This window comes from Xanthomonas sp. WHRI 8393 (genome assembly GCF_040203315.1).
Lineage (GTDB): Bacteria > Pseudomonadota > Gammaproteobacteria > Xanthomonadales > Xanthomonadaceae > Xanthomonas > Xanthomonas arboricola.
This window is the reverse complement of record NZ_JBEGGL010000006.1, coordinates 116,013-136,579: the sequence shown is the minus strand read 5'-3', so window position 1 is coordinate 136,579 and position 20,567 is coordinate 116,013. Positions and strand designations below refer to the sequence as shown.

Annotated in this window: 7 protein-coding genes; 1 reads left to right on the top strand and 6 read right to left on the bottom strand. The window is 66.0% G+C overall.

Features of this window, described 5'->3' with window-relative positions:
* Positions 1–99: 99 nt before the first annotated feature.
* Positions 100–11,130, bottom strand: coding sequence for an autotransporter-associated beta strand repeat-containing protein (locus ABQ137_RS18150; protein ID WP_349783302.1), 11,031 nt, complete (start codon positions 11,128–11,130; stop codon positions 100–102).
* A gap of 732 nt (positions 11,131–11,862) precedes the next feature.
* On the opposite strand from ABQ137_RS18150, the gene ABQ137_RS18145 reads away from it, so the two are divergent.
* Positions 11,863–13,674 (top strand): EAL domain-containing protein, encoded by a 1,812-nt coding sequence (locus ABQ137_RS18145; protein WP_349783301.1) that lies wholly within the window; start codon positions 11,863–11,865, stop codon positions 13,672–13,674.
* Positions 13,675–13,797: 123 nt separating this feature from the next.
* On the opposite strand, the gene ABQ137_RS18140 is transcribed toward ABQ137_RS18145, so the two are convergent.
* The 5 genes from ABQ137_RS18140 to ABQ137_RS18120 form a co-directional block, all read right to left on the bottom strand.
* Positions 13,798–14,496: a DUF1349 domain-containing protein gene (locus ABQ137_RS18140; protein WP_024940387.1), complete on the bottom strand. Its 699-nt coding sequence runs from the start codon at positions 14,494–14,496 to the stop codon at positions 13,798–13,800.
* Between the two features lie 133 nt (positions 14,497–14,629).
* Positions 14,630–15,550, bottom strand: a complete 921-nt coding sequence (locus ABQ137_RS18135) for a M14 family metallopeptidase (RefSeq protein ID WP_102252116.1) — start codon at positions 15,548–15,550, stop codon at positions 14,630–14,632.
* 674 nt (positions 15,551–16,224) lie between these two features.
* Complete coding sequence (locus ABQ137_RS18130) at positions 16,225–16,482, bottom strand: KGG domain-containing protein (RefSeq protein WP_024940389.1); 258 nt, start codon at positions 16,480–16,482, stop codon at positions 16,225–16,227.
* A 515-nt stretch (positions 16,483–16,997) separates the two neighbouring features.
* Entirely contained in the window at positions 16,998–17,744 is a 747-nt protein-coding gene (cobA, locus tag ABQ137_RS18125; protein WP_349783327.1) for a uroporphyrinogen-III C-methyltransferase, read from the bottom strand.
* A 68-nt stretch (positions 17,745–17,812) separates the two neighbouring features.
* Entirely contained in the window at positions 17,813–20,548 is a 2,736-nt protein-coding gene (locus tag ABQ137_RS18120) for a nitrate reductase (protein WP_503021236.1), read from the bottom strand.
* Positions 20,549–20,567 lie beyond the last annotated feature (19 nt).

Below are 20,567 nucleotides of genomic sequence, written 5' to 3'. Positions count from 1 at the left end.
CGACCGCACTTGGTCACTGCAACCACCGATGCCATGCAGCACTGTGCATCAGGCAAAAAAAAGCCCCGGCAATGCCGGGGCGTTTTGGTCTGCGGTGAATCAGAAGCTCCAGCCCCAGGTGACCTGGCCGCCGTATGCGGTCTGGCCATCACCGTTGAGTCCCTGCAACGACAACGCCATGCGGCTGTTGGGCGAGGTGATCAGGCTGACGCCCAGTTCGCCGACCACCGCGTTCTTGGCCAGCGTGACGCTCTGCACCGAGAACTGCGAACCGCTGCCGACAAAGCCGGCCGACCGCTCCACGGCACGGTCGCCGAACGCATGCCGCCAACCCACCGAGGCGTACACCCCGGCCGCCGCACCCAGCTGCCAACGCCCGCGTACGCCCACCGTGCTGGTGGTGTACTCGTCCTTGGCACTGTCCACCGACAGCCCGGCAATGCCGCCGCGCTCGTCGAAGCCGTCGGTCTTCAGGTGCGTGTAGTCCGCCGCAACGAAGGGGCTGTACACCGCATTGCCGGTGCGCAGGTTCCAGGCCGCTTCCAGCGACACGGTGACGGCCTTCGCATCGTAGTTGCTGGTCAGCCGCTCTTCGAGCACGCCGGGCAACATCACCCGGCGGCTGCTGTCCACGCTGTAGTCCGCATAGTCGACCGCAGCCTGCACAGCGAACGCAGACCAGTCGGCCTGGGCGTAGATGCCGGCATGGGTGCCATCGATGTCGGAACGATCCAAGGATTCGCGCGAGCGGGTTTCGATGTCCTGATTACCGACCGCGACACCGACCACGCTGCGCTCGCCGATGCGCCGTTCTGCACCGGCCATGACGCCGTTGTCCTCGCGCCGCACCGAAGCGGTGTTGGCATCCCCATCGACACGATTGGGCAGGCTACGGCCGGTGATCCAGACCGTGGTGTCGCCTACCTGCGCGTCCTGACTGTCGCCACGCAGATGATTGCCGACGCCACTCAGCAGGAAGTGGCTATCCAGCAAAGCGGTCGCCGTGCTGGCATGGCTTTCGCCCGACAGCGAGGCAAACGCCGTGCTGATCGCTTGCGGGTCGTCGGGCAGACGCACTACCGCTTGGTAGACCGGGCTGGTGGTCGGCAAGCCATCCACCGCAGCTGCGGCGGCCTGCTGGTTGGGCGCGGTGACCGCATCGACCATGGCCACGGTGTTGCGACCAAACGATACCGACAACGCCGTGGCACTGGCGCTGACATTCGGCGTGACGAAGGCGTAGTCGGAAACGACGTTGGTGAATTGCCCGGTCAGCCCGCCAGCGGCGCTGATGACCGGGATCTCGGTGAACAACGGCAGGTCCGTCGCACGTACCAGTTGCAGGGTGCTGCCAGGTGCCAGCGTGGCCGCCCCGCCCACGCTGATCGGTGTCACCGTGCCGCCCGCACCGGGCGTGACCTGCAGGGTGGAGCCATTTGCAAGCGCGACATTGCCGCCGACGCTGATCGTGCCGGTGCTGCCGCCGATCGCCACGGTGCCACCGGAGGTCAGGCCGCCGATGCTGCCGCTGCCGGTGAGCGTGCCGCCCGGGCCCACCGTGACCGGCCCGCCCAACGCGGCGCCCGGATTGGCCGGGTTACCCACGCTCAGGGTGCCCGCGACGATGGTGGTCGGGCCGGTGAAGCCACTGCTGTTTGCGGTGACCAGCAAGGTGCCCACACCATCCTTGAGCAGACTGCCGGTACCCGACAGGATCCCTGCGTAGGTGCCATTGGCGGTCTGCTGGAACACCAGTGCGCCGGCATTGGCGATATTGCCCTGCAGGCTGTCGGTATCACCAATCAATGTGCCCGCATTGATCGTGGTGCCACCGAGATAGGCGTTGACACCATCCAGCGTCAACGCGCCCGCGCCGTTCTTGATCAACGTACCGCTGCCGGTGATGTTGCCGGCAAACGTGCCATCGCCTGCCTGGTCGAACACCAGTGTCGCGTTGTCGACGATATTGCCCTGCAGGCTGGTGGTGGTACCGATCAGGCTGCCGCTGGCAATGGTGGTGCCACCGCTGTAGGTATTGGGCGCAACCAGCGTCAACGCCCCCGCCCCCTGCTTGACCACACTGCCGGTGCCGCTGACCGCGCCGGCGAACACACCATCGCTGGCCTGATCGAACACCAGCGTGGCGTTGTCGACGATATTGCCTTGCAGGCTGGTGGTATTGCCGATCAGGCTGCCGGCGCTGATCACGGTGCCGCCGGTATAGGTGTTGGGCCCGAGCAGTTGCAGCGCGCCGGTGCCGGCCTTCTGCAGCGAGCCGGTGCCGCTGAGCGTGCCGGCATACACGCCGCCGGTGTTCTGGTTGAACACCAGTGCCGCGTTGTTGGCGATATCGCCCTGCAGGCTGCTGGTATCGCCGATCAAGGTACCGGCCGTGATCGTGGTGCCGCCGGTGTACCCGTTCGCACCGTTGAGCAATAGTGCGCCGGCGCCATCCTTGATCACGTTGCCGGTGCCGGTGATCGAGCCGGTGAACACGCCATCGGCCACCTGGTTGAACACCAGCGTCGCATTGTCGACGATGGCTCCCTGCAGGCTGGCGCTGTCGCCGACCAGCGTGCCGGCGTTGACCGTCGTGCCACCGGTGTAGCTGCTGCTGCCATCCAGTGTCAGCGTGGAAACCCCATTCTTGATCAACCCACCGGTGCCGGTCACAGCACCGGTCAAGGTGAGATCGTTGCTGCCCGCAAACGCGACTGCACCTGCCAGCTCGACTGCGTTGGTCACTGTCAGTGCCTGATCGGTATCCAACGTGGTGCCGGTCGCGGCGGTCAACGTTCCGGTGCCCAGCGCCTGTGCATCACCCAGCACCAAGCTACCGCTGGCAAGTACGGTACCGCCGCTGTAGTTGCCGGCTTCGGCAAGCGTCAACGCACCCGTCCCCTGCTTGACCACACTGCCGGTGCCGCTGACCGCGCCGGCGAACACACCATCGCTGGCCTGATCGAACACCAGCGTGGCGTTGTCGACGATATTGCCTTGCAGGCTGGTGGTGTTGCCGATCAGGCTGCCGGCGCTGATCACGGTGCCGCCGGTATAGGTGTTGGGCCCGAGCAATTGCAGCGCGCCGGTGCCGGCCTTCTGCAGGGAGCCGGCGCCGCTGAGCGTGCCGGCATACACGCCGCCGGTGTTCTGGTTGAACACCAGTGCCGCGTTGTTGGCGATATCGCCCTGCAGGCTGCTGGTGTCGCCGATCAAGGTACCGGCCGTGATCGTGGTGCCGCCGGTGTACCCGTTCGCACCGTTGAGCACTAGTGCGCCGGCGCCATCCTTGATCACGCTGCCGGTGCCGGTGATCGAGCCGGTGAACACGCCATCGGCCACCTGGTTGAACGCCAGCGTCGCATTGTCGACGATGGCTCCCTGCAGGCTGGCGCTGTCGCCAACCAGCGTGCCGGCGTTGACCGTCGTGCCGCCGGTGTAGCTGCTGCTGCCATCCAGTGTCAGCGTGCCGGTGTTGGTCTTGATCAAGGCGCCACTGCCGCTGATATCGCCGGCAAGCGTGAGGTCTGCCGGATTGTCGACGCTCAGCGCAGCGCCGAGGACGACCGCATTGCCCACGGTTGCGGCAACAGGGTTGGTCAGCACCGCATCGCCGACCACCGACAGGCTGCCGGTGCCCAGCGCGTTGTTGCTGCCGATCGACAAGGTGCCATCGCTCAGCGCGGTCCCGCCGGCATAGCTGTTGTTGCCACTGAGCGTGAGCGTGGATGCACCGGTCTTGATCACGCTGCCGGCACCGCTGATGGCGCCAGTCAGGGCGAGATCGTTGCTGCCTAGCAGCGTCACCGCACCGTCGAGCACCACCGCATTGCCCACGGCCAATGCCTGATCAGTATCGAGGCTGGTGCCGGCTGCAGCGGTCAGCGTGCCGGTGCCCAATGCCTGCGCATCGCCCAGCACCAGCGTGCCGCCGCCGAGCGCGGTGCCGCCGGTGTAGGTGTTGGCGGCGCTCAGCACCAGCGTGCCGGTGTCGAGTTTCTGCAGCGTGCCGGTGCCGCCGATGCCCACATCGATAGTGCCGGTGACGCCAGGGTCGACCCGGATGATGGTGGTGGCCGCATTGGCGCTCAATGCACCGCCGCCGGCATCGCTCAGCACATACCCATCGCTGACGAACTGCATGCCGGTAATGCCTTGCGTGCCCTGCACGCCTACATTGCCGGCGGTGCCGGCGAACACGGCAAAACTGTTCTGCCAGTCGCTGTTGCTCAGCCCATCGATCGAGGTCCAGTTGGTGGGGCCTGCGGCCCAGACGCCTGCGCCGCCATCGATGCTGCCATTGGCAATGGTCTGCGCACCATCCCAGAACTGCACGTTGCTGCCGGGCGCCAGCAGCACCACGTTGATCTGCTGGGCCAGCGCGGTCTGCAACGTCAGCTGGGTGGGATCGATCGTACCTGGCAGCGTGCCGATGCCCAGGCCGTTGTCGGTCAAGCCACCGCTGTAGTCGATCAGGCGATACACACCGGTGCCGAAGCCGCCGATGTCGGTGATGTTGAGCGTGCCGTCCAGGGTGAGATCGCCATTGACCGCCAACACGCCGGTCTGGCTGGGGATGCCCAGGAACGCGTCCAGCGTGGCAGTGGGAGCCAGGCTCAGGCTGCCGGTGGTCAACACTGCGCCACTGGTCACCACCAGGCGGCCGCCGTCATTCACCGTGACCGCCGCATCGACCACGCCGCTGCCGCTCAAGCTGGCACCGCTGCCCACGGTCAGGCCACCTGCACTGGCCAGCGTGCCATCCACGTCCAGCGTGCCGGCGGTGACCTGGGTGGTGCCGCCGAGCGCGCTGGTGCCGGTGAGCTGCAAGGTGCCGGTGCCGACCTTGTCCAGATTGCCTGCATCGCTCAGGCTGCCGGCAAACGTACTGCCGACGTTGTTGGCGCCAAGCTGCAGCGTGGTGCCGCCCAGCACCGCGACATTGCCCTGCCCGGTCACTGCACCCAGGGCCGCATTGCTGCCGAGCGAGAGCCCGGCACCTGCGGCCACATCCACGACGCTGGTGTTGCCCAACGCGCCGGGGGCGGCGGTGGCGAGCACGCCGGCCTGCACCGACACCGGGCCGGTGAACGTGTTGCCGCCGGACAAGGTCAAGGTGCCCAGGCCCGTCTTGGTCAAGGCACCCGCGCCACTCAGCACCCCGGTCAGGGCCAGATTGTCCGCGCTGGCAATGGTCAGATCGGCACCGAGATTGACCGCATTGCCCAGTGCCAGCGCAATCGCGTTGCTCAAGGTGGCATTGCCCAGCACCGACAGGCTGCCGACACCGAGCGCGGTGTTGCTGCCAACCGCCAGGGTGCCTGCGTTCAACACGCTGCCGCCGACGTAGCTGTTGGCGCCGTCGAGCGTAAGCGTGGACGCGCCGTTCTTGATCAGACTGCCCGCGCCGCTGATCGGGCCGGACAGGCGCAGGTCGTTGCTGCCGACCAGGTTGAGCGCGCCATCGAGTACCACTGCATTGCCGACCGCCAATGCCTGGTTGCTATCGAGGTTGGTGCCGGTTGCTGCGGTCAGGGTGCCGGTGCCCAACGCCTGCGCGTCGCCCAGCACCAGGGTGCCGCCGCTGAGGGCGGTGCCGCCGGTATAGCTGTTGGCCGCATCGAGCACCAGCGTGCCGGTGTCGAGCTTTTCCACGCCACCGCTGCCGGAAATGGCGACATCGATGCTGGCGGTTGCACCCGGATCCACACGGATCGCGGTCAACGGCGCAGTGACAGCCAGTCCACCCGCGCCGGCATCGGTCAGCTGATAGCCATCGGTGACGAACTGCAGGCCGCCGATGCTCTGCGTGCCCACCACGCCGACGGCGGCTGCGTTGCCGGCAAAGACCGCAAAATCGCCTTGCCAGGTGCTGTTGGCGCTGCCGTCCTGATTGGTCCAGTTGGTCGCCGCCCCCCAGGTCCCTGCACCGCCGTCGACGGTGCCGTTGGCGGTGGTTTGGACACCATCCCAGAACTGCACGATGCTGCCCGGTGCCGTCACCACCAGGTTGAGTTGCTGGCCGATGGCGGTCTGCAGTGCGAGCTGGCTGAGATCCACGCTGCCCGGAAACAGGCCGATCGCCAGACCGTTGTTGGTGAGCAGGCCGGTGTAGTCGATCAGCCGGTACACACCCGTGCCGAACCCACCGATGTCGGTGATGTTGAGCGTGCCGTCCAGGGTAAGGTCGCCATTGACCGCGAGCAGCCGCGTACTGCTCGGCGCTGCCAATGCGACATCCAAAAACGCACCCGGTGCCAGGGTCAGGCCACCCACGCTGAGCGAGGAGCCACTGGTCAATGCAAGCCGGCCACCGTCGGCGATGGTCACATTGCTTCCCACGTTGCCGGTGGTGCCGGTGCCGGTCAGCGTGCCGCCTAGCGCCACGTTCACTGCGCTGGTGCCCAGGGTGCCGATCACATCCAGGGTGCCGCCACTGACCTGGGTGGCACCGCCGATCGCGCTGTTGCCGAGCAGGCGCACCGTGCCGGCGCCGACCTTGTCCAGATTGCCGCCACCGCCAAGGCTGCCGCCAAAATCGCCACCGCCCAACTGCAGCGTGCCGCCGGCATCGGTGTTGACATTGCCGGCGCCGCTGAGCGCGCTGATCAGGCCGCCGTTGCTGAGATTCAGCACCGCCCCTGCAGCGACATCGACATTGCTGGCGTTGCCAAGCGACGCAGCGGTGCTCGCAACCAGCGTGCCGGCCTGGATCGCCAGCGGGCCGGTGTAGCTGTTGCTGCCATTCAAGGTCAGGGTGCCGGCACCGGTCTTGATCAAGTCGCCTGTACCGCTGATGCTGCCGCTGACCAGCATGTCCGCACCGTTATCCACGGTGAGCGCTGCGCCAAGCGCGATGTCGTTGCCCAGCGCCACCGCAATCGCATTGCTCAGCGCTGCATTGCCGACCACCGACAGGCTGCCGGTGCCGAGTGCGTCGTTGGCGCCGACCGCAATGGTGCCGGCCGTCAACGTCGTGCCACCGCTATAGCTGTTGCCCGCGTTGAGCGACAACGTGGTGGCGCCATTCTTGATCAGGCTGCCGCTGCCGGTGATGGCACCGTTCAAGCCGAGATCGTTGCTGCCGACCAGCGTGAGCTGATCGTTTAACTGCACCGCATTGCCCAGTGTCAGCGCGGCAGCGGCATCCAGTTCGGCAGGGCCGCCGACCAGCAGCGCACCCACGCCCAGCGCAGCGTCGTTGCCGAGCACCACACGCCCCGCATCCAGCGCAACGCCGCCGCTGAAGGTATTGGCATTGGCCAAGGTCAGCGTGGCAGCGCCTTGCTTGTCGAGACTGCCGCTGCCGCTGACGACGCCATTGAGCGTGATGTCCTGCGTGCCAGGCAAGGTGAGTGCGCCATTCAATGCAAGTGCATTGCCCAGCGTCACCGCGCTGCTGGCATCCAGTGTGGTGCCCGCGGCGGCGCTCAGTGTGCCCAAGCCCAGTGCCGTGTCGCTACCGACCACCACTGCGCCGCCCTGCAGTTGCAGTCCGCCCGCCCAGGTGTTGTTGCCATTGAGCGTGAGCGTTTGCGTGCCGTTCTTGATCAGGCGACCGGCGCCGTCGACCACGCCATCGAGGGTGAGGTTCTGGCCATCGATGGCGAGTTGGCCGGCGACATTGACCGCGTTCTGCAAGCTCACCGCCGTGCTGGCAGTGAGCTGCGTGCCATCGGCAGCGGTGAGCGCGCCGGTGCCGAGTGCGCTGTCGCTGCCGACCGACAGGATGCCGGTGTCGAGCAAGGTGCCGCCGGTATAGACATTGTTGCCAGTGAGGGTCAACGCACCGGCGCCCTGCTTAAGCAGGCTGCCTGCGCCACTGACGATGCCGGTGACGCCCAGATCGTTGTTGCCGGTGAGCGAAAGCGCACCGTTGAGCACCACAGCGTTGCCGATCGTGGTCGCGGCAGTGGCCTGCAGCTGCGTGCCATCGGCAGCGGTCAGCGCCCCGATGCCCAGTGCTGCGCCGTCGCCGATCAGCAGCGCGCCTGCATTGAGATCCACGCCACCGGCAAAACTGTTGGGTCCAGCCAGCGTCAATGCAGCATTGCCGTCCTTGACCACGCCACCCACGCCACTGACCGCACCGGTGAGGGTGAGATCCTGGCTGCCGCCGAGCTGCAGGTCCGCTTCCAGCGCCACGTTGTTGGCGAGCACGCGTGCGGCGGTGCTGTCGAGCAGTCCGCCGCCGACGGTCAGGGTGCCAAGACCCAAGGCGGTGTCGCTGCCCAGGATCAGGCTGCCTGCACTCAGGCGCGTGCCGCCGGTGTAGCTATTGTTACCGGCCAGGGTCAGGCTGGCGGGGCCCAGCTTGTCCAGGCTGCCCACGCCGGTGATGGCGCCGGTAAGCGTGAGCGCGTTGCTGCCACCCACATTGACCAGGCCGGCCAAGGCAATGGCATTGGCCAGCGTGCTGACGGTTGCATTGTCCAGGGTGGTACCGGCTGCTGCGCTGAGCGCGCCAACACCGAGCGCGGTGTCACTGCCCACCGTCAGTGTGCCGGCGCTGAGCGTGGTGCCGCCGCTGTACAGATTGTTGCCGCTCAGCGTGAGGTCGCCACTGCCGGACTTGATCAGGCTCCCGGTGCCGCTGATCGCGCCACTCAGTGTCAATGCTTGCGCCCCACTCAGTGTCAGCGCACCTGGAGTCAACGCGATCGCGTTGCTCAACGAGGTGGCCGCCGTGTTTTGCAGGGCCGCATTGCCGGTGACGTTCAACGCACCCGTGCCCAGCGCGGTGCCGCTGGCCACCTGCAAGGTGCCGGCAGTGAGGTTGGTGCCGCCGGCATAGGTGTTCAGGCCGCCCAGGGTCAAGCTGCCGGTGCCGAGCTTGGTCAACGCACCGGTGCCGCCAATGGCGCCGGTCAGGTTCAAGGCATTGCCGCTGCTGCCCACGCCCAAGCTACCGGTGAGTGCAATCGTGTTGCCCAGGGTTGCCGCAGCGGTGGCATCCAGCTCGCCGCCGCTTGCGGTCAGGGTGCCGGTGCCCAGGGCCGCGTTCGAGCCCACCACCAGGCGCCCGGTACTCAAGCTGGTGCCACCGGTGTAGGCGTTGTTAGCGGTTAGGGTGAGGTCGCCCGCACCGCTCTTGATCAGGCTGCCGCCACCGTTGATGGCACCGCTCAATGTCAGCGCCTGCGCGCCGGTCCAGTTCAAGGGTCCGCCAAGGCTGATGCCGTTGGCCACCGTCAGTGGCGCACTGCTGCTGAGGTTGGACGCGCCGGTGACGTTCAAGCCGCCGGTTCCCAGTGCCGAGGCACTGCCCAGTTGCAAGGTGCCCGATGCCAGCGTGGTTCCGCCAGCGAAGGTGTTGGCGCCGTTAAGCGCGAGCGTGCCAGTGCCGGTCTTGTTGACACCACCCGCGCCGGCAAGCGTGCCGGTCAGGGTCAGCGCGTTGCCGCTGGCGCCCAGGCCCAGCGTATTGGTCAAGGCAACATTGTTGGCCAGGGTCAGTGGAGCGCTGGTATCCAGCTGCCCACCGGCGGCTGTCACCGTGCCCGCTCCGAGCGCGGTATTGGTTTCGATCCGCAGCGTCCCCGCGCCCAGCGTCGTGCCGCCTGCATAGGTATTGCTGCCGCCCAGGGTGAGCGTGCCGGTGCCGATCTTGTTCAACGCGCCGGCGCCGCTGATGCCGCCGCCAATCCGCAAGGTGTTGCCGCCGCCGATGCCGATGAAATCGTTGAGCACGAACGCATTCGGCAAGTCGACCGCCGCACTGGAAAGCACGCTGCCGGCTGACACGTTGACGGCGCCTGTTCCCAGTGCGCCATTGGTTCCCACCGTCACTGAGCCGCCGAGCAGGTTGACGCCTCCGCTGAAGGTATTGCTGCCGGTCAGGCCCAACGCACCGGTCCCGGTCTTGGTCAGCGCACCGGTACCGACGATGGGGCTGGCAATGGTCAGGGCATTGGCGCCCTGCAGGGTCAAGCCACCTGCTCCCAAGGCGATGCCGCCGGCAGGCGACAGGCTCAGGCCGGCGGCTGTCGCCTCCAGCGCACCGCCATTGGCGGTGATGGCAGTGCCTAGCTGCGCAGGATTGGCGAACTGCAGCACGCCGCCATTGAGCGCGCTGCTGCCGAAGTTGCTTCCGCCCCCGACCGACCAGGTGCCGCTATTGACGCGCAGGCTGCCGAAATTGATGTATTGCGCGGTGCTGAGCGTCCCGACGCCGGTGCTGCCGCTGCCAGTGCCGGTGGCCGAATTCTGCAGGATCAGCGTATTGGTGCCGCCTGCGCCGCCATCCACCACACCGGTCTGCGCGAAGCTCAGCAAGCCCCCCGGCCCAAGCAGTTCCAGCGCCAGCCCGCCGCCGCTGTTGACGCTGCCGCCAGTCACCGCCGTGAAGCTGTTGGTGCTGCCCGCCCCCATCGACACGCTGCCGTTGATGGTGCCGGCGTTGACGAAGCTGTTGCCGGTGGCCGAACTCTGGAAGCCGACGCGCCCGTTGATGGTGCCGGTGTTGACCGCATTGACGGTACCGCCGCCGCTGACTGCAATCACCGGCGTATCCGCACTCAGCACCGACAGGTTCAACAATGCACGGCTATCGATCAGCCCGGCATTGTTGATCTGCACGACGCCATTGCTGGCCGAGGTGATGCCAAGCGCCATGCCATCGAGATTGAGCAGGTTCGCCCCCAGTAGGCCGCCGGTGCCGTAAATCGCGCCGGTGGCGAGATTATTGGCGGTCACCGCGGTGGAGCTGGCATTGCCCATGCTGACGCCGGTGCTCAACACCGACAACAGGCCGAGCGCCGAGGGGTCGATCGTACCGCTGTTGTTGAGCGTGGCATTGGTGCCGGTGAGCGCAATGGCGGTGCCGCCCAGCAGCCCGGCGGTCATCTGCGTGCCTGCCGCAACGTTGATGGTCAGGTTGTTTGCGCTGCTTGCGAAGCTGTTGCTGGTGATTGGCAACCCCGTGCAGGTGACAGTGGCGCCCGCTGCTGGAAGTGCAGGTGTGCACGCCCCCCAGGCCAGCATCGGTGCGGCGGCTCCCACCGCCAGCACGACTAGGCTCGACACGCTGCGGCGGGTTGCCCCGGGCTTGCGCCGCCGACGTACCAGCTCGTGCGTCACCACCCAATTACCAATCGCCGCGTTCCAGACCAGCGCAAATGCACGATTCATTTTATTCCCCCTGTATCGCCGTGCAGAGACTCACGCACACACACACGCGCTCTCCAACAGCAGAAAGTTGATTTACTGTCGAGTCGGTTTAAAACAGCTTGTGCCGTACCAACCGGTATCGCCTACGGATGAGGACGTTTAATACCATTCCCTGCGAATAATATTGGGAGATTAATAGGGAAAGCGCCATGCCTGAAACTGTGCCGAATATCACTAACCAGGAAACTATCCATGACACACGCCCAAACTGTCGACTGGTTTACTCGTGCCCGTCAGCGTTATCGCGCTACCTCATGCGGCAGGCGCCACAGATCATGTGCGGCAGAATTCAAATAAAAACATGGCATAATTCAGTGGTAAAGCGGAATATGGCCGGATGAGTCCGAATGATTTAAAGCGATCTGATGCGGCCACCCGGATATTGGCGAGCCGAACCATTTCGACTACAACTTTTGTGTTGAATGTTGCGGTGCAGGAGTGAAAACCTGATCGATGCAGTGCCGTCATTTGATTTAATTAGCCCGCTTTTACCATTAAGACCACCACCAACTGTCGACGCCGTTCATTGATTGCGGTATTTGTGTGCAGCCACTCCGCCCGTCCAGTTTATTGTCGCGCTCGATATCCTGCGATGGAGTTTATTGAAGAGGCCGGCTTATTCGAAAAGGTTTTAGTGCCCGATGATCGTCACCTGTCAACGACCTCGGTTTGTTTGTAGTAGCCAGGCAGTGTGTGATCTTCAACACGGAAACTGACGACATGACGCTCGCTTTGGACACCAAACGGCAGCAACAGCAGTTCGACTGGTCGGGCGTGCCGATCGACCTGGGTGGCATGGAGCCGCTCGATCAGATCGCGCGTCTGCTGTGCCATGCCCTGGTTGCGCCTGCGGCCGCACTGACCATCGTCGAGGGCGGCCGCGTGCGCGTGCTGGCGGCGCGCGGCATCAGTGCCGCCCATGTCGAGCAGGCCATTGAATTGTGCCGGCATGCGTCTGCGGCGCCCAATGGCGTCACGGAACTGATCGAACCTGCCGCCCTTGCCCCGATCCAACTGGGCGACGCCGCCTTCCCGGGCTTGCCGGCGCGCTTTATTGCCTGCGTCCCGGTCGGTGCACCGCAGACCGGCGTCTCCGGCACCTTGTGCGTGATCGATACGCGCGAGCGTCGCCTGGCCAGCCAGGAACACCAACAGCTGCTGATGTTCGCCAATGTGGCCGCGGCGCAACTGGAACTGCAGTTCGGCGCCGGGCGGCGCGAACCGCACAGCGGCCTGCTCAATGCACGCCAGTTGCAGTCGGACCTGGATGCCCTCGCCTTCGGTAGCCACTGCGTACCGACCATCGCTGCCTTCATCGAGGTCTACGACACCCAGGCAGCCAATGAAGCACGTCAGGCACTGGGCATGCAGCCGCTGGAAGAACTGGTGCGCCACGCCAGCTATGTACTGACGCGCGCGCTGCGCGGCAAAGCCACCGTCTATCACGTGGCACCGATGCGCTTTGCGTTTTTTCTGTTGAATTCCGCGCCCGACGAGATGGAAGACCTATTGCTCGATCTGCGCGACATGCTGCATGCGCCGATGGACGCGGCCGGCATCCCGATGTCGTTGACCTTTCACGCTGGCGTCGTGCGCTTTGCACCGCAACAACCGGACACCAACGACGTCATGCGCAAGGGGCTGGTGGCACTGGGCGATGCGATCAGCAATCACGCCATCGTATGCTGGTATAGCGCCTCGCACGACGACGCGATCCAGCGTTCGTACCGGTTGGCACTGGATGCCGAAAAGGCGCTGGAAGCAGGCGATTTCCGGCTGGTGTTCCAGCCACGGATCAACCTTGAAGACTTGTCGGTGACCGGCTTCGAGGCACTGTTGCGCTGGCGGCATGCCAGCCTTGGCCCGATCGGTCCGGACGAATTCATCCCCTTGTTCGAAAAGACCGCCTTGATGTGCACCGTCACCAACTGGGTGATCGAAAACGCATTGGTGCAGTTGGCCAGCTGGCGTGCGCAGGGGCTGGACTTCTCCATGTCGATCAATCTGTCTTCGCGCGATTTTGGCAACCGCAATCTCGCCGCAGACGTCATCCATCGCTGCAGGGAGCTGGCCATCCCCACCCAGCGCATCGAGCTGGAGATCACCGAGGGCCGCTGGCTGCGCAGCAATGTGGAGGCCGTGCCACGGCTGCGCGCCCTGCGTGACGCCGGAGTCAATGTCGCCATCGACGACTTCGGCACCGGCTACAGCAACTTCGGTTACCTCACCGAGCTGCCGGTCAACGTGCTCAAGCTCGATCGCTCGCTGGTGACCGGCATCGCCCCCAAGGCCGGCATGCAGCTGCGCGCCGAGGCGGTGGTACGCCTGGCCAGTGCACTGGGATATCGCACCGTGGCAGAAGGCATCGAACACGCCGACGAAATCGCGCTGCTGCGCAGTTGGGGATGCGATGAAGCGCAGGGCTATCTGCTGGCCCGGCCGATGGAGGCGGAGCTGGTGGCGGCATATGTGGCAAGCGCGGTGGCAGAACAGCGCTTGCCGTGATCCGAGCTGCCCGCGTGCAGTCGGCGCGTGCATCGTCCTTGATCGACCCACACTACGCCGCCCTCGCCTCCTGCAGTGATGTGCGTGGCAACGCAGCGCGCAAGCTGCGTTGCCACACGGCCATCAACTCAGATCGTGCAAGTCCTTGCCCAGCGGCGGACCTAGCGTCCAGTCGGAAAAACGCACCTTCAGCCCGGCACGCTCCGGCGTGCAGCACATCGGCCCGACCTGGTACGTATCGGCAACAGGAAACGGGCAAAGCCGCACCAGCGGCCAGGTCCGGCCATCGGCCGACACCTGCAGGCGCAGAACGCCGTCGGCAACGGTGGCGCGTATCCAGAAGTCCTTGGGGTCGGCCTCGTAAGGGCCGGTCGCCCAGTCCGAGACCGGGTTGGTCAACACGCTACTGAGCATCGCGCGGCCATCGCTCAGTTCAATACCCGCCTTGACCCAATGCTGCTCGTCCACACGCACCATGATGCCGGCCTGATCGTAGAGCGACTCGTACTGCGCGCGCACCCGCAACTGCGCAGTGAAACGCGCTGCGGCGGTGATACCGAAAAAATGCCCGCTATCGCGCGTGAATCCGTAATGCGTCTTGCGCCAGAAGTCGGTGGCCTTGTCGGTAACCACGTCCAAGGTGCCGCCACTGATTGCGACGGTCCGTGGCCGATTGAGCCAGCTGCCATCCTGCCACTGCGTGTCCTGCGCCATCGTGTTCTCCGTCTTGGGTTGCCTGGCAAGCACGCCGCCGCTGATGGCCATTCCCATCGCGCCGCCCAGCAGGCGTCTGCGTGCACCGTCTATCGCATCGTGAGTCATTCGGGGTCGTCCATGCGCTTGAAGAACTGCATAGTCTAGCCGTGCGGTGGCTCAGGGCATGCATGCGTGGGCCGTGCTGCAGATGGCTGGCATCGCCGCGACGCCAGCGTCGATCTGGCGCCAGTCCATGCTGTCAGCGCTGGGCGAGCGCGTAGTCCAGCGCCGCGCAGATGGCCGCCACCTGCGCGGCGTTGCACTGCGCGGGCGTTGCGCGCGGGCTGTCCGGATACACCTCGGTGGTGGTGCGATAGCGCGCGTCGGTGACGCCCGCGCACAGGCCCAGACGCCGCACCGGGTAGTTGATGACGCCAGGAGCGACCACCGCTGCGCCGATGATCTGGCCGTTCGCATCGGCAGGTGCGATATGGGTGACCTCGGCGACAGCGGCAACGATGGCCTGCTGAAACTGCGGTTGCGGATCTTCGCTATCGCCCACCAGGTAAAACCCATCCGGAATGCTGCCGGGCACGAAGTCGACGCCATCACGCGCAGCCAGGGCCGGACGAAATTCGCTCTCGTCGCTGTCGGTGGTTTCGTGCAGATCGATATGCACCAGCATCTGGCCGGCCACTGGGGCGACCAGCTGCATCAATGCCGCCGACTCGGCGGCCGGGCTGTCCTGGCGAAACGCGCGATTGGGGTCGATAGCATCGGCATTCCAGCGCTGGATCCGCTCGTAGCCCCATGGATTGACGCAAGGCACCACCAGCAGATTGAGCTTGCCTGCATAGGCCGCCGCGCGTTGCTGCAGAAACTGCAGCGCGCCCTGCACGCCGCTAGTTTCATAGCCATGCACGCCACCGGTCACCAGCGCGCAGGGCAAAGCGGCGTCCCACGCCACGCTGCGCAGCGCGATCAACGGGTATTGCTCGGATGCCGCCGGGATCGTTCCGTAATGCACGCGCTCATAACTGGCATCCAGTGCATCGATCACTTGCACCACATCGTCAGCATGACTGCGCTGACGCAGCTGGCGTGCGCGCCATGCAGCGCGCTCTGCCTCGCCCCAGGGCTGCCGTGGTGTGCCGATCGGATACGCCATGCGCTGTGTCATTACCGGTGCCGTCCAATGAAAGACGGCCAGCGTAAGCGCTCCGAGCATGGCGGTCCATTCGACGACGAACCCGATGATGGCAACCGCCCGTAAGGTCGAGTCCGGTTAGGGCCGACTTTGCGAGTGTGCGCGTCGACAAGTCCCGCGACAACGGGCGCGTCACCTTCGGCAGGCGCAATGTCGTGACGAAGCGGTCGTTGGCTTGACGCTGCGTGTGCGCTGACACGGCTGCAATGCTTGTCGGTCGCAAGGGCCAACGCAGACGCGCTGCCATGCAGTGGCATCCCGAGCCTTCCATCAACCCTCAGGGAGCCAGCCCGGGCCGCCGATCACGAAAATTCTGCAATGGATGCAAATCCTGCAGTCGCCTGGGTGAGCGCGCCGGGGAATGGGCAGATATTTCCCTGCAATCGATCGCGTGCGCGCGAGGACGAGTGAAAAAACTTCCCAGGGCCTGACGATGCATTGCACATCAACCTCTGCGTCACAGCTTGGCCGAGCAAGGCAAGACGCAAATGCTTCAAAGAACACACACAACTGCAATCGATTGTTCAGGCCGATCTGCTGACGCGGCGGAGGTGTCCGCAAAAACGCCGCAGGCCCTGCACGTGACGTGCAGGGCCTGCGGTCCGCTGCAGCGAGAACGGCGCGCCGGATGCGCGCCGCACGCTCGCCTAGACGGCCTCTTCCTGAGGTTTGGCTTGCTTGGAACGCCCACCCTTGCTGCCGATCCGCGACATATGATCGCGATCGCGGCTCACGGCCTGGCCGCCCTTGCGGCCAGCTTCGCGTGCCTCATCGCTGGTAAATTCGTGTGCGTTCCCGCTGGCATGTGCTGCCTTGCCGCCGCTGCTCGCCAACACGCGGCGCTTTTCAGGATCCAATGCGGCAAAACCGCGCCGGCTACGAGTACTGCTTTGTCCGTCTTCCACTGTGCCTCCTCTCGATGCGTCGATCACGCCACTGGTAGGAGGGGTAACGCAACTATCGTGCCAAGCCGTGCAGCCATGCGAGACGGCGCCAAGCGCCACAATGCAGGAAAAAACAGCTGCGCTCGCTGTGCAAATCTTGCACTCCTGCCACGCGCCGCAAGAGGGTCCGCGTTTTATCCATCGGTAGCGCTACCAATGCGGCCATAACGGCGAACTGACTGTGCAGCCGTCGCCGCTCCACCGGGCATGCAGCATGGGTCTGATCGATCACTGTCCTGCCCTGTCCACTGCTGTCCAATGCGCCAGAAAACCGGAACCGGGAGCGGCAAGCGATGCGGCTACATGCTGCGCACTGCTCACCGCAGGCCGGCCTTGCTCGGTGTGACCTCTCGCCTGTAGCGCGTGCGCATCACGTAGCGACACCCGCGCGGGCGTGCTTCGCACACCGCGTTGCCCGTTGAGACGCGCCGACGATGGTGCGCGGATCGCCGCACGCGGCGCTCAGCAGATCGCGCTCATCCCGCTGCCTGCTCCAGCGCCATGCCGAAGCGGTCGTCGCACTGCGCTGCCGCCTCGGACAAGGCAGCGCCCACCAGCAGCAAGGTCGGCAAGCCCGGCAGCATGCCGGCGGCGGTAAGTCCCAGCTCGCCCAGGGTGGTCAGCCGGCGTTGCTGCTCGGGCCGGGTGGCGGCCTGCACGATGGCCGCCGGCGTGCTGGCCGGCAGATGCGCCAGCAACGCGGTAGCCAAGGCATCGGCACGCCGCAGGCCCATGTAGATGCCCAGCGTGGTGCCGCTGGCGGCCAGTGCGCCCCAATTCGGCTCGCCGTGATCGTGCGTATGCGCGGTGACGAAGGTGATGCCGTGGCAATGGCTGCGATGGGTCAGCGACACTTCCAGTGCGGATGCGGCGGCGAATGCGGCACTGACGCCGTTGATGATCTGCACGCCCACACCGGCGCGGCGCAGGAAGCTGATCTCCTCGCCCGCGCGCCCGAACAGCAGCGCCTCGCCGCCTTTGACGCGCACCACGCGCAAGCCCTGCACGGCGTAGCGCCGCATCAGCCGGCAGATGAAGTCCTGCGGCGTCGAGCGGCAGCCACCGCGCTTGCCGACCCGGACCACCCGCGCCTGCGGTGCGAGTTCGACGATCTGCGGGTTGGCCAGATCGTCCAGCAACACCACCTGCGCGGCAGCCAGCGCCTTGACCGCCTTGATGGTGAGCAGATCCAGATCGCCGGGGCCGGCGGACAACAACACCACATCACGCGCGCAGGACGGAATGACTGACATGAGCAGGTCTCGCAATATGTGGAGGTCGGGACAGGCACTCAGGCGTGTCGGGGTTGCCGGCACAGCCGGGTGAGTTGCGGAACACAGGAGCCGCAGACCGTGCCGCAGCCCAGGCGTTGTTTGAGCTGGTGCAGGTCAGCGCCGTCGTCGATGGCGGCATGGATCGCAGCACTCGACACCTGCATGCAGCTGCAGACGATCGGGTCGCTGGGTGCGCCCTGCGTCTGCGCAAACACCGCCAGCCGCGGGCCGCGCCAGGGCCGGCCTGCCAATGCGCTACGCAACAACGCCTGATTGGCCTCGCTGGGCTGCGCCGCGCTGAGCAGCAGGCCGTCGATATGGCTGTGGCCGTCCTGCATGCGCCAGCCCACACGACGCAGCAGCCCGCGGTGCGGGTCGCGGTACTCCAGCACGTCTGCGCCGGCCGGCAACTGCAATGCGGCGATCAGGCGATCGAGCCAATGCGCATCCGGCGCGCGTTCGCAGGCCGCGTGCAGGACCGCCCAGTGCCCGCCGGCCTCGGCCAGCGGCTCGGCATGCAGCCGCAGCGATGCATAGCCGCAGTCGCGCAACAGCGGCTGCAGTGCCTGTTGCAAGGCCAACGCATCGCCGCGCCGGGCAGCGAGCAGATGCCAGCCGAACACCGCCTTCTCCACCCGCACCGCCGCATGCTTGAGCTCGGGCTGCTGCGAGCGCGCATCCACCGCGGGGCTGCTCACTTCGTTGATGCCGCCGCTGGACAGGTGCTGCCCGCTCCAATGCATTGCGGCGAACACGCTGCCCGAGCGCAGTTCGTCGGACAGTTCCAGCGGCAGCACCAGCGCAGCGCGCTTGCTGGCGATCTGCACCAGCTCGCCGGCGACCAGGCCGCGTCGTGCTGCGTCGTCCGGATGCATGCGCAACGCGGGTTCGGGGCTATGCGCAAACGCTGCCGGCACGCGTCCGCTGCGCGACATGCCATGCCATTGATCGCGCAGGCGGCCGGTCAGCAAGCGCATCGGAAAGCGGGCCGAAGTCGGCTCGGCCACCTTGCGATACGGCGTGGCGTGGAAGCGCGCGCGCCCGTTGCCGGTGGCGAACACGCCATCGGTATAGCGTCGCACCTGCCCGTGTGCGGCGCCGGCAGGGAACGGCCACTGCTGCGGCCCGTCATCCAGCAGCGGGTAATCCAGCCCGCCGATGTCCAGATCGCGCCCCACCGTCAACGCGCGATGCTCGTCGAAGATCTGCACGGTGCTGTCGAACCCGAACAGCCCTGCGCCGCTGGCAGGTGCCAGACGCGCTTCTAGCCGGCGTGCTACTTCGCGGGCGATCCACCAGTCCGCGCGCGCCTGGCCCGGCGCGTCCACCGCCTTGCGCACGCGGGTGATACGGCGCTCGGAATTGGTCACGGTGCCGTCCTTCTCGCCCCAACTGGCGGCCGGCAACAGCACGTCGGCATACGGCACGGTGTCGGTGCCGGAAAACGCATCCTGCACGATCACCAGTTCGGCCTGTTCCAGTGCGGCGCGAATGCCCTCCACCTCCGGCATCGAATGCACGGGGTTGGTGCAGACGATCCACACCGCTTTCAACGTGCCCGCACGCAGACGCTCGAACAACTGCACGGCCGGTGTGCCGGCCGTGGCACTCAGACGGCCGGCGGGCAACTGCCACAGACGTTCCAGTTCCGCACGATCGTCGGCATTGCCGATCTCGCGATGCGCCGCCAGCATCGTCGCCATGCCGCCGACCTCGCGCCCACCCATCGCATTGGGCTGGCCGGTCAGCGAAAACGGCCCTGCGCCCGGCTTGCCGATCTGCCCCGTCGCCAGATGCAGATTGATCAGGGCCAGATTCTTGTCGGTGCCCTGCGCGGACTGGTTCAGGCCCATGCAGTACAGCGACAGCGCCGCCGGGCTACGCCCGAACCACTCTGCCGCCTGCACCAGGTCCTCGTGCGAGATACCGCAGATCTCGGCGCTCATGCGCGGGGTGTACTCGCGCAGCATGTGCTTGAGGGCGTCGAAATCCTCGGTATGCGCCGCAACGAAACGCGCATCCACCAGACCCTCCCAGATCAGGTGATGCAGCATGCCGTTGAACAGGGCGACGTCTGTCCCGGGTTCGATCGCCAGGTGCAGGTCGGCCATGGCCGCGGTGTCGGTGCGACGCGGATCGATCACGACCCAGCGAATGGCGGGATTTTTCGCCCGCGCCTCTTCCAGCCGGCGAAACAGCACCGGATGCGCATACGCCATGTTGCTGCCGGCAAACAGTACCGTCTGTGCCAGCTCCAGATCCTCGTAACAGGTGGGCGGGCCATCGGCGCCCAGCGCCAGCTTGTAGGCGGTGACCGCGCTGGACATGCACAGGCGCGAGTTGGTGTCGATGTTGTTGGTGCCCAGCAGGCCCTTGGCGAGCTTGTTGAAGACGTAATAGTCCTCGGTCAGCAGCTGCCCCGAGAGATAGAACGCCACCGCGTCCGCGCCGTGCTCCTCGACGATCGCCGCCAGCTTGCCGGTGACGTGATCGAGCGCCTGATCCCAGCTCACCGCCGCCCGCGGTGCCTGCCGATGACGACGCAGCTCCGGCGCGAGCACGCGCCCCTGCGTACCGGCGGCGGTCTGCGGTAAGGCCAGGCCCTTGCTGCACAACCGGCCATGATTGGCCGGATGCAGCGGGTCGCCTTCGATGCCGACGATGCGTTCGCCATGCGTGTCGTGCTCGCTGTGGATCAGCACCCCGCAGCCCACCCCGCAGTAGCAGCAGGTCGACCGGGTGATGCGATGCATCGGCGCAGACGTCTGCGGC

What these genes read in the sequence shown, in the direction of transcription:
- ABQ137_RS18150 (WP_349783302.1), bottom strand. Translation starts at nt 11,130, where the DNA reads ATGAATCGTGCATTTGCGCTGGTCTGGAACGCGGCGATTGGTAATTGG.
- ABQ137_RS18140 (WP_024940387.1), bottom strand. Translation starts at nt 14,496, where the DNA reads ATGACTCACGATGCGATAGACGGTGCACGCAGACGCCTGCTGGGCGGC.
- ABQ137_RS18135 (WP_102252116.1), bottom strand. Translation starts at nt 15,550, where the DNA reads ATGACACAGCGCATGGCGTATCCGATCGGCACACCACGGCAGCCCTGG.
- ABQ137_RS18120 (WP_503021236.1), bottom strand. Translation starts at nt 20,548, where the DNA reads ATGCATCGCATCACCCGGTCGACCTGCTGCTACTGCGGGGTGGGCTGC.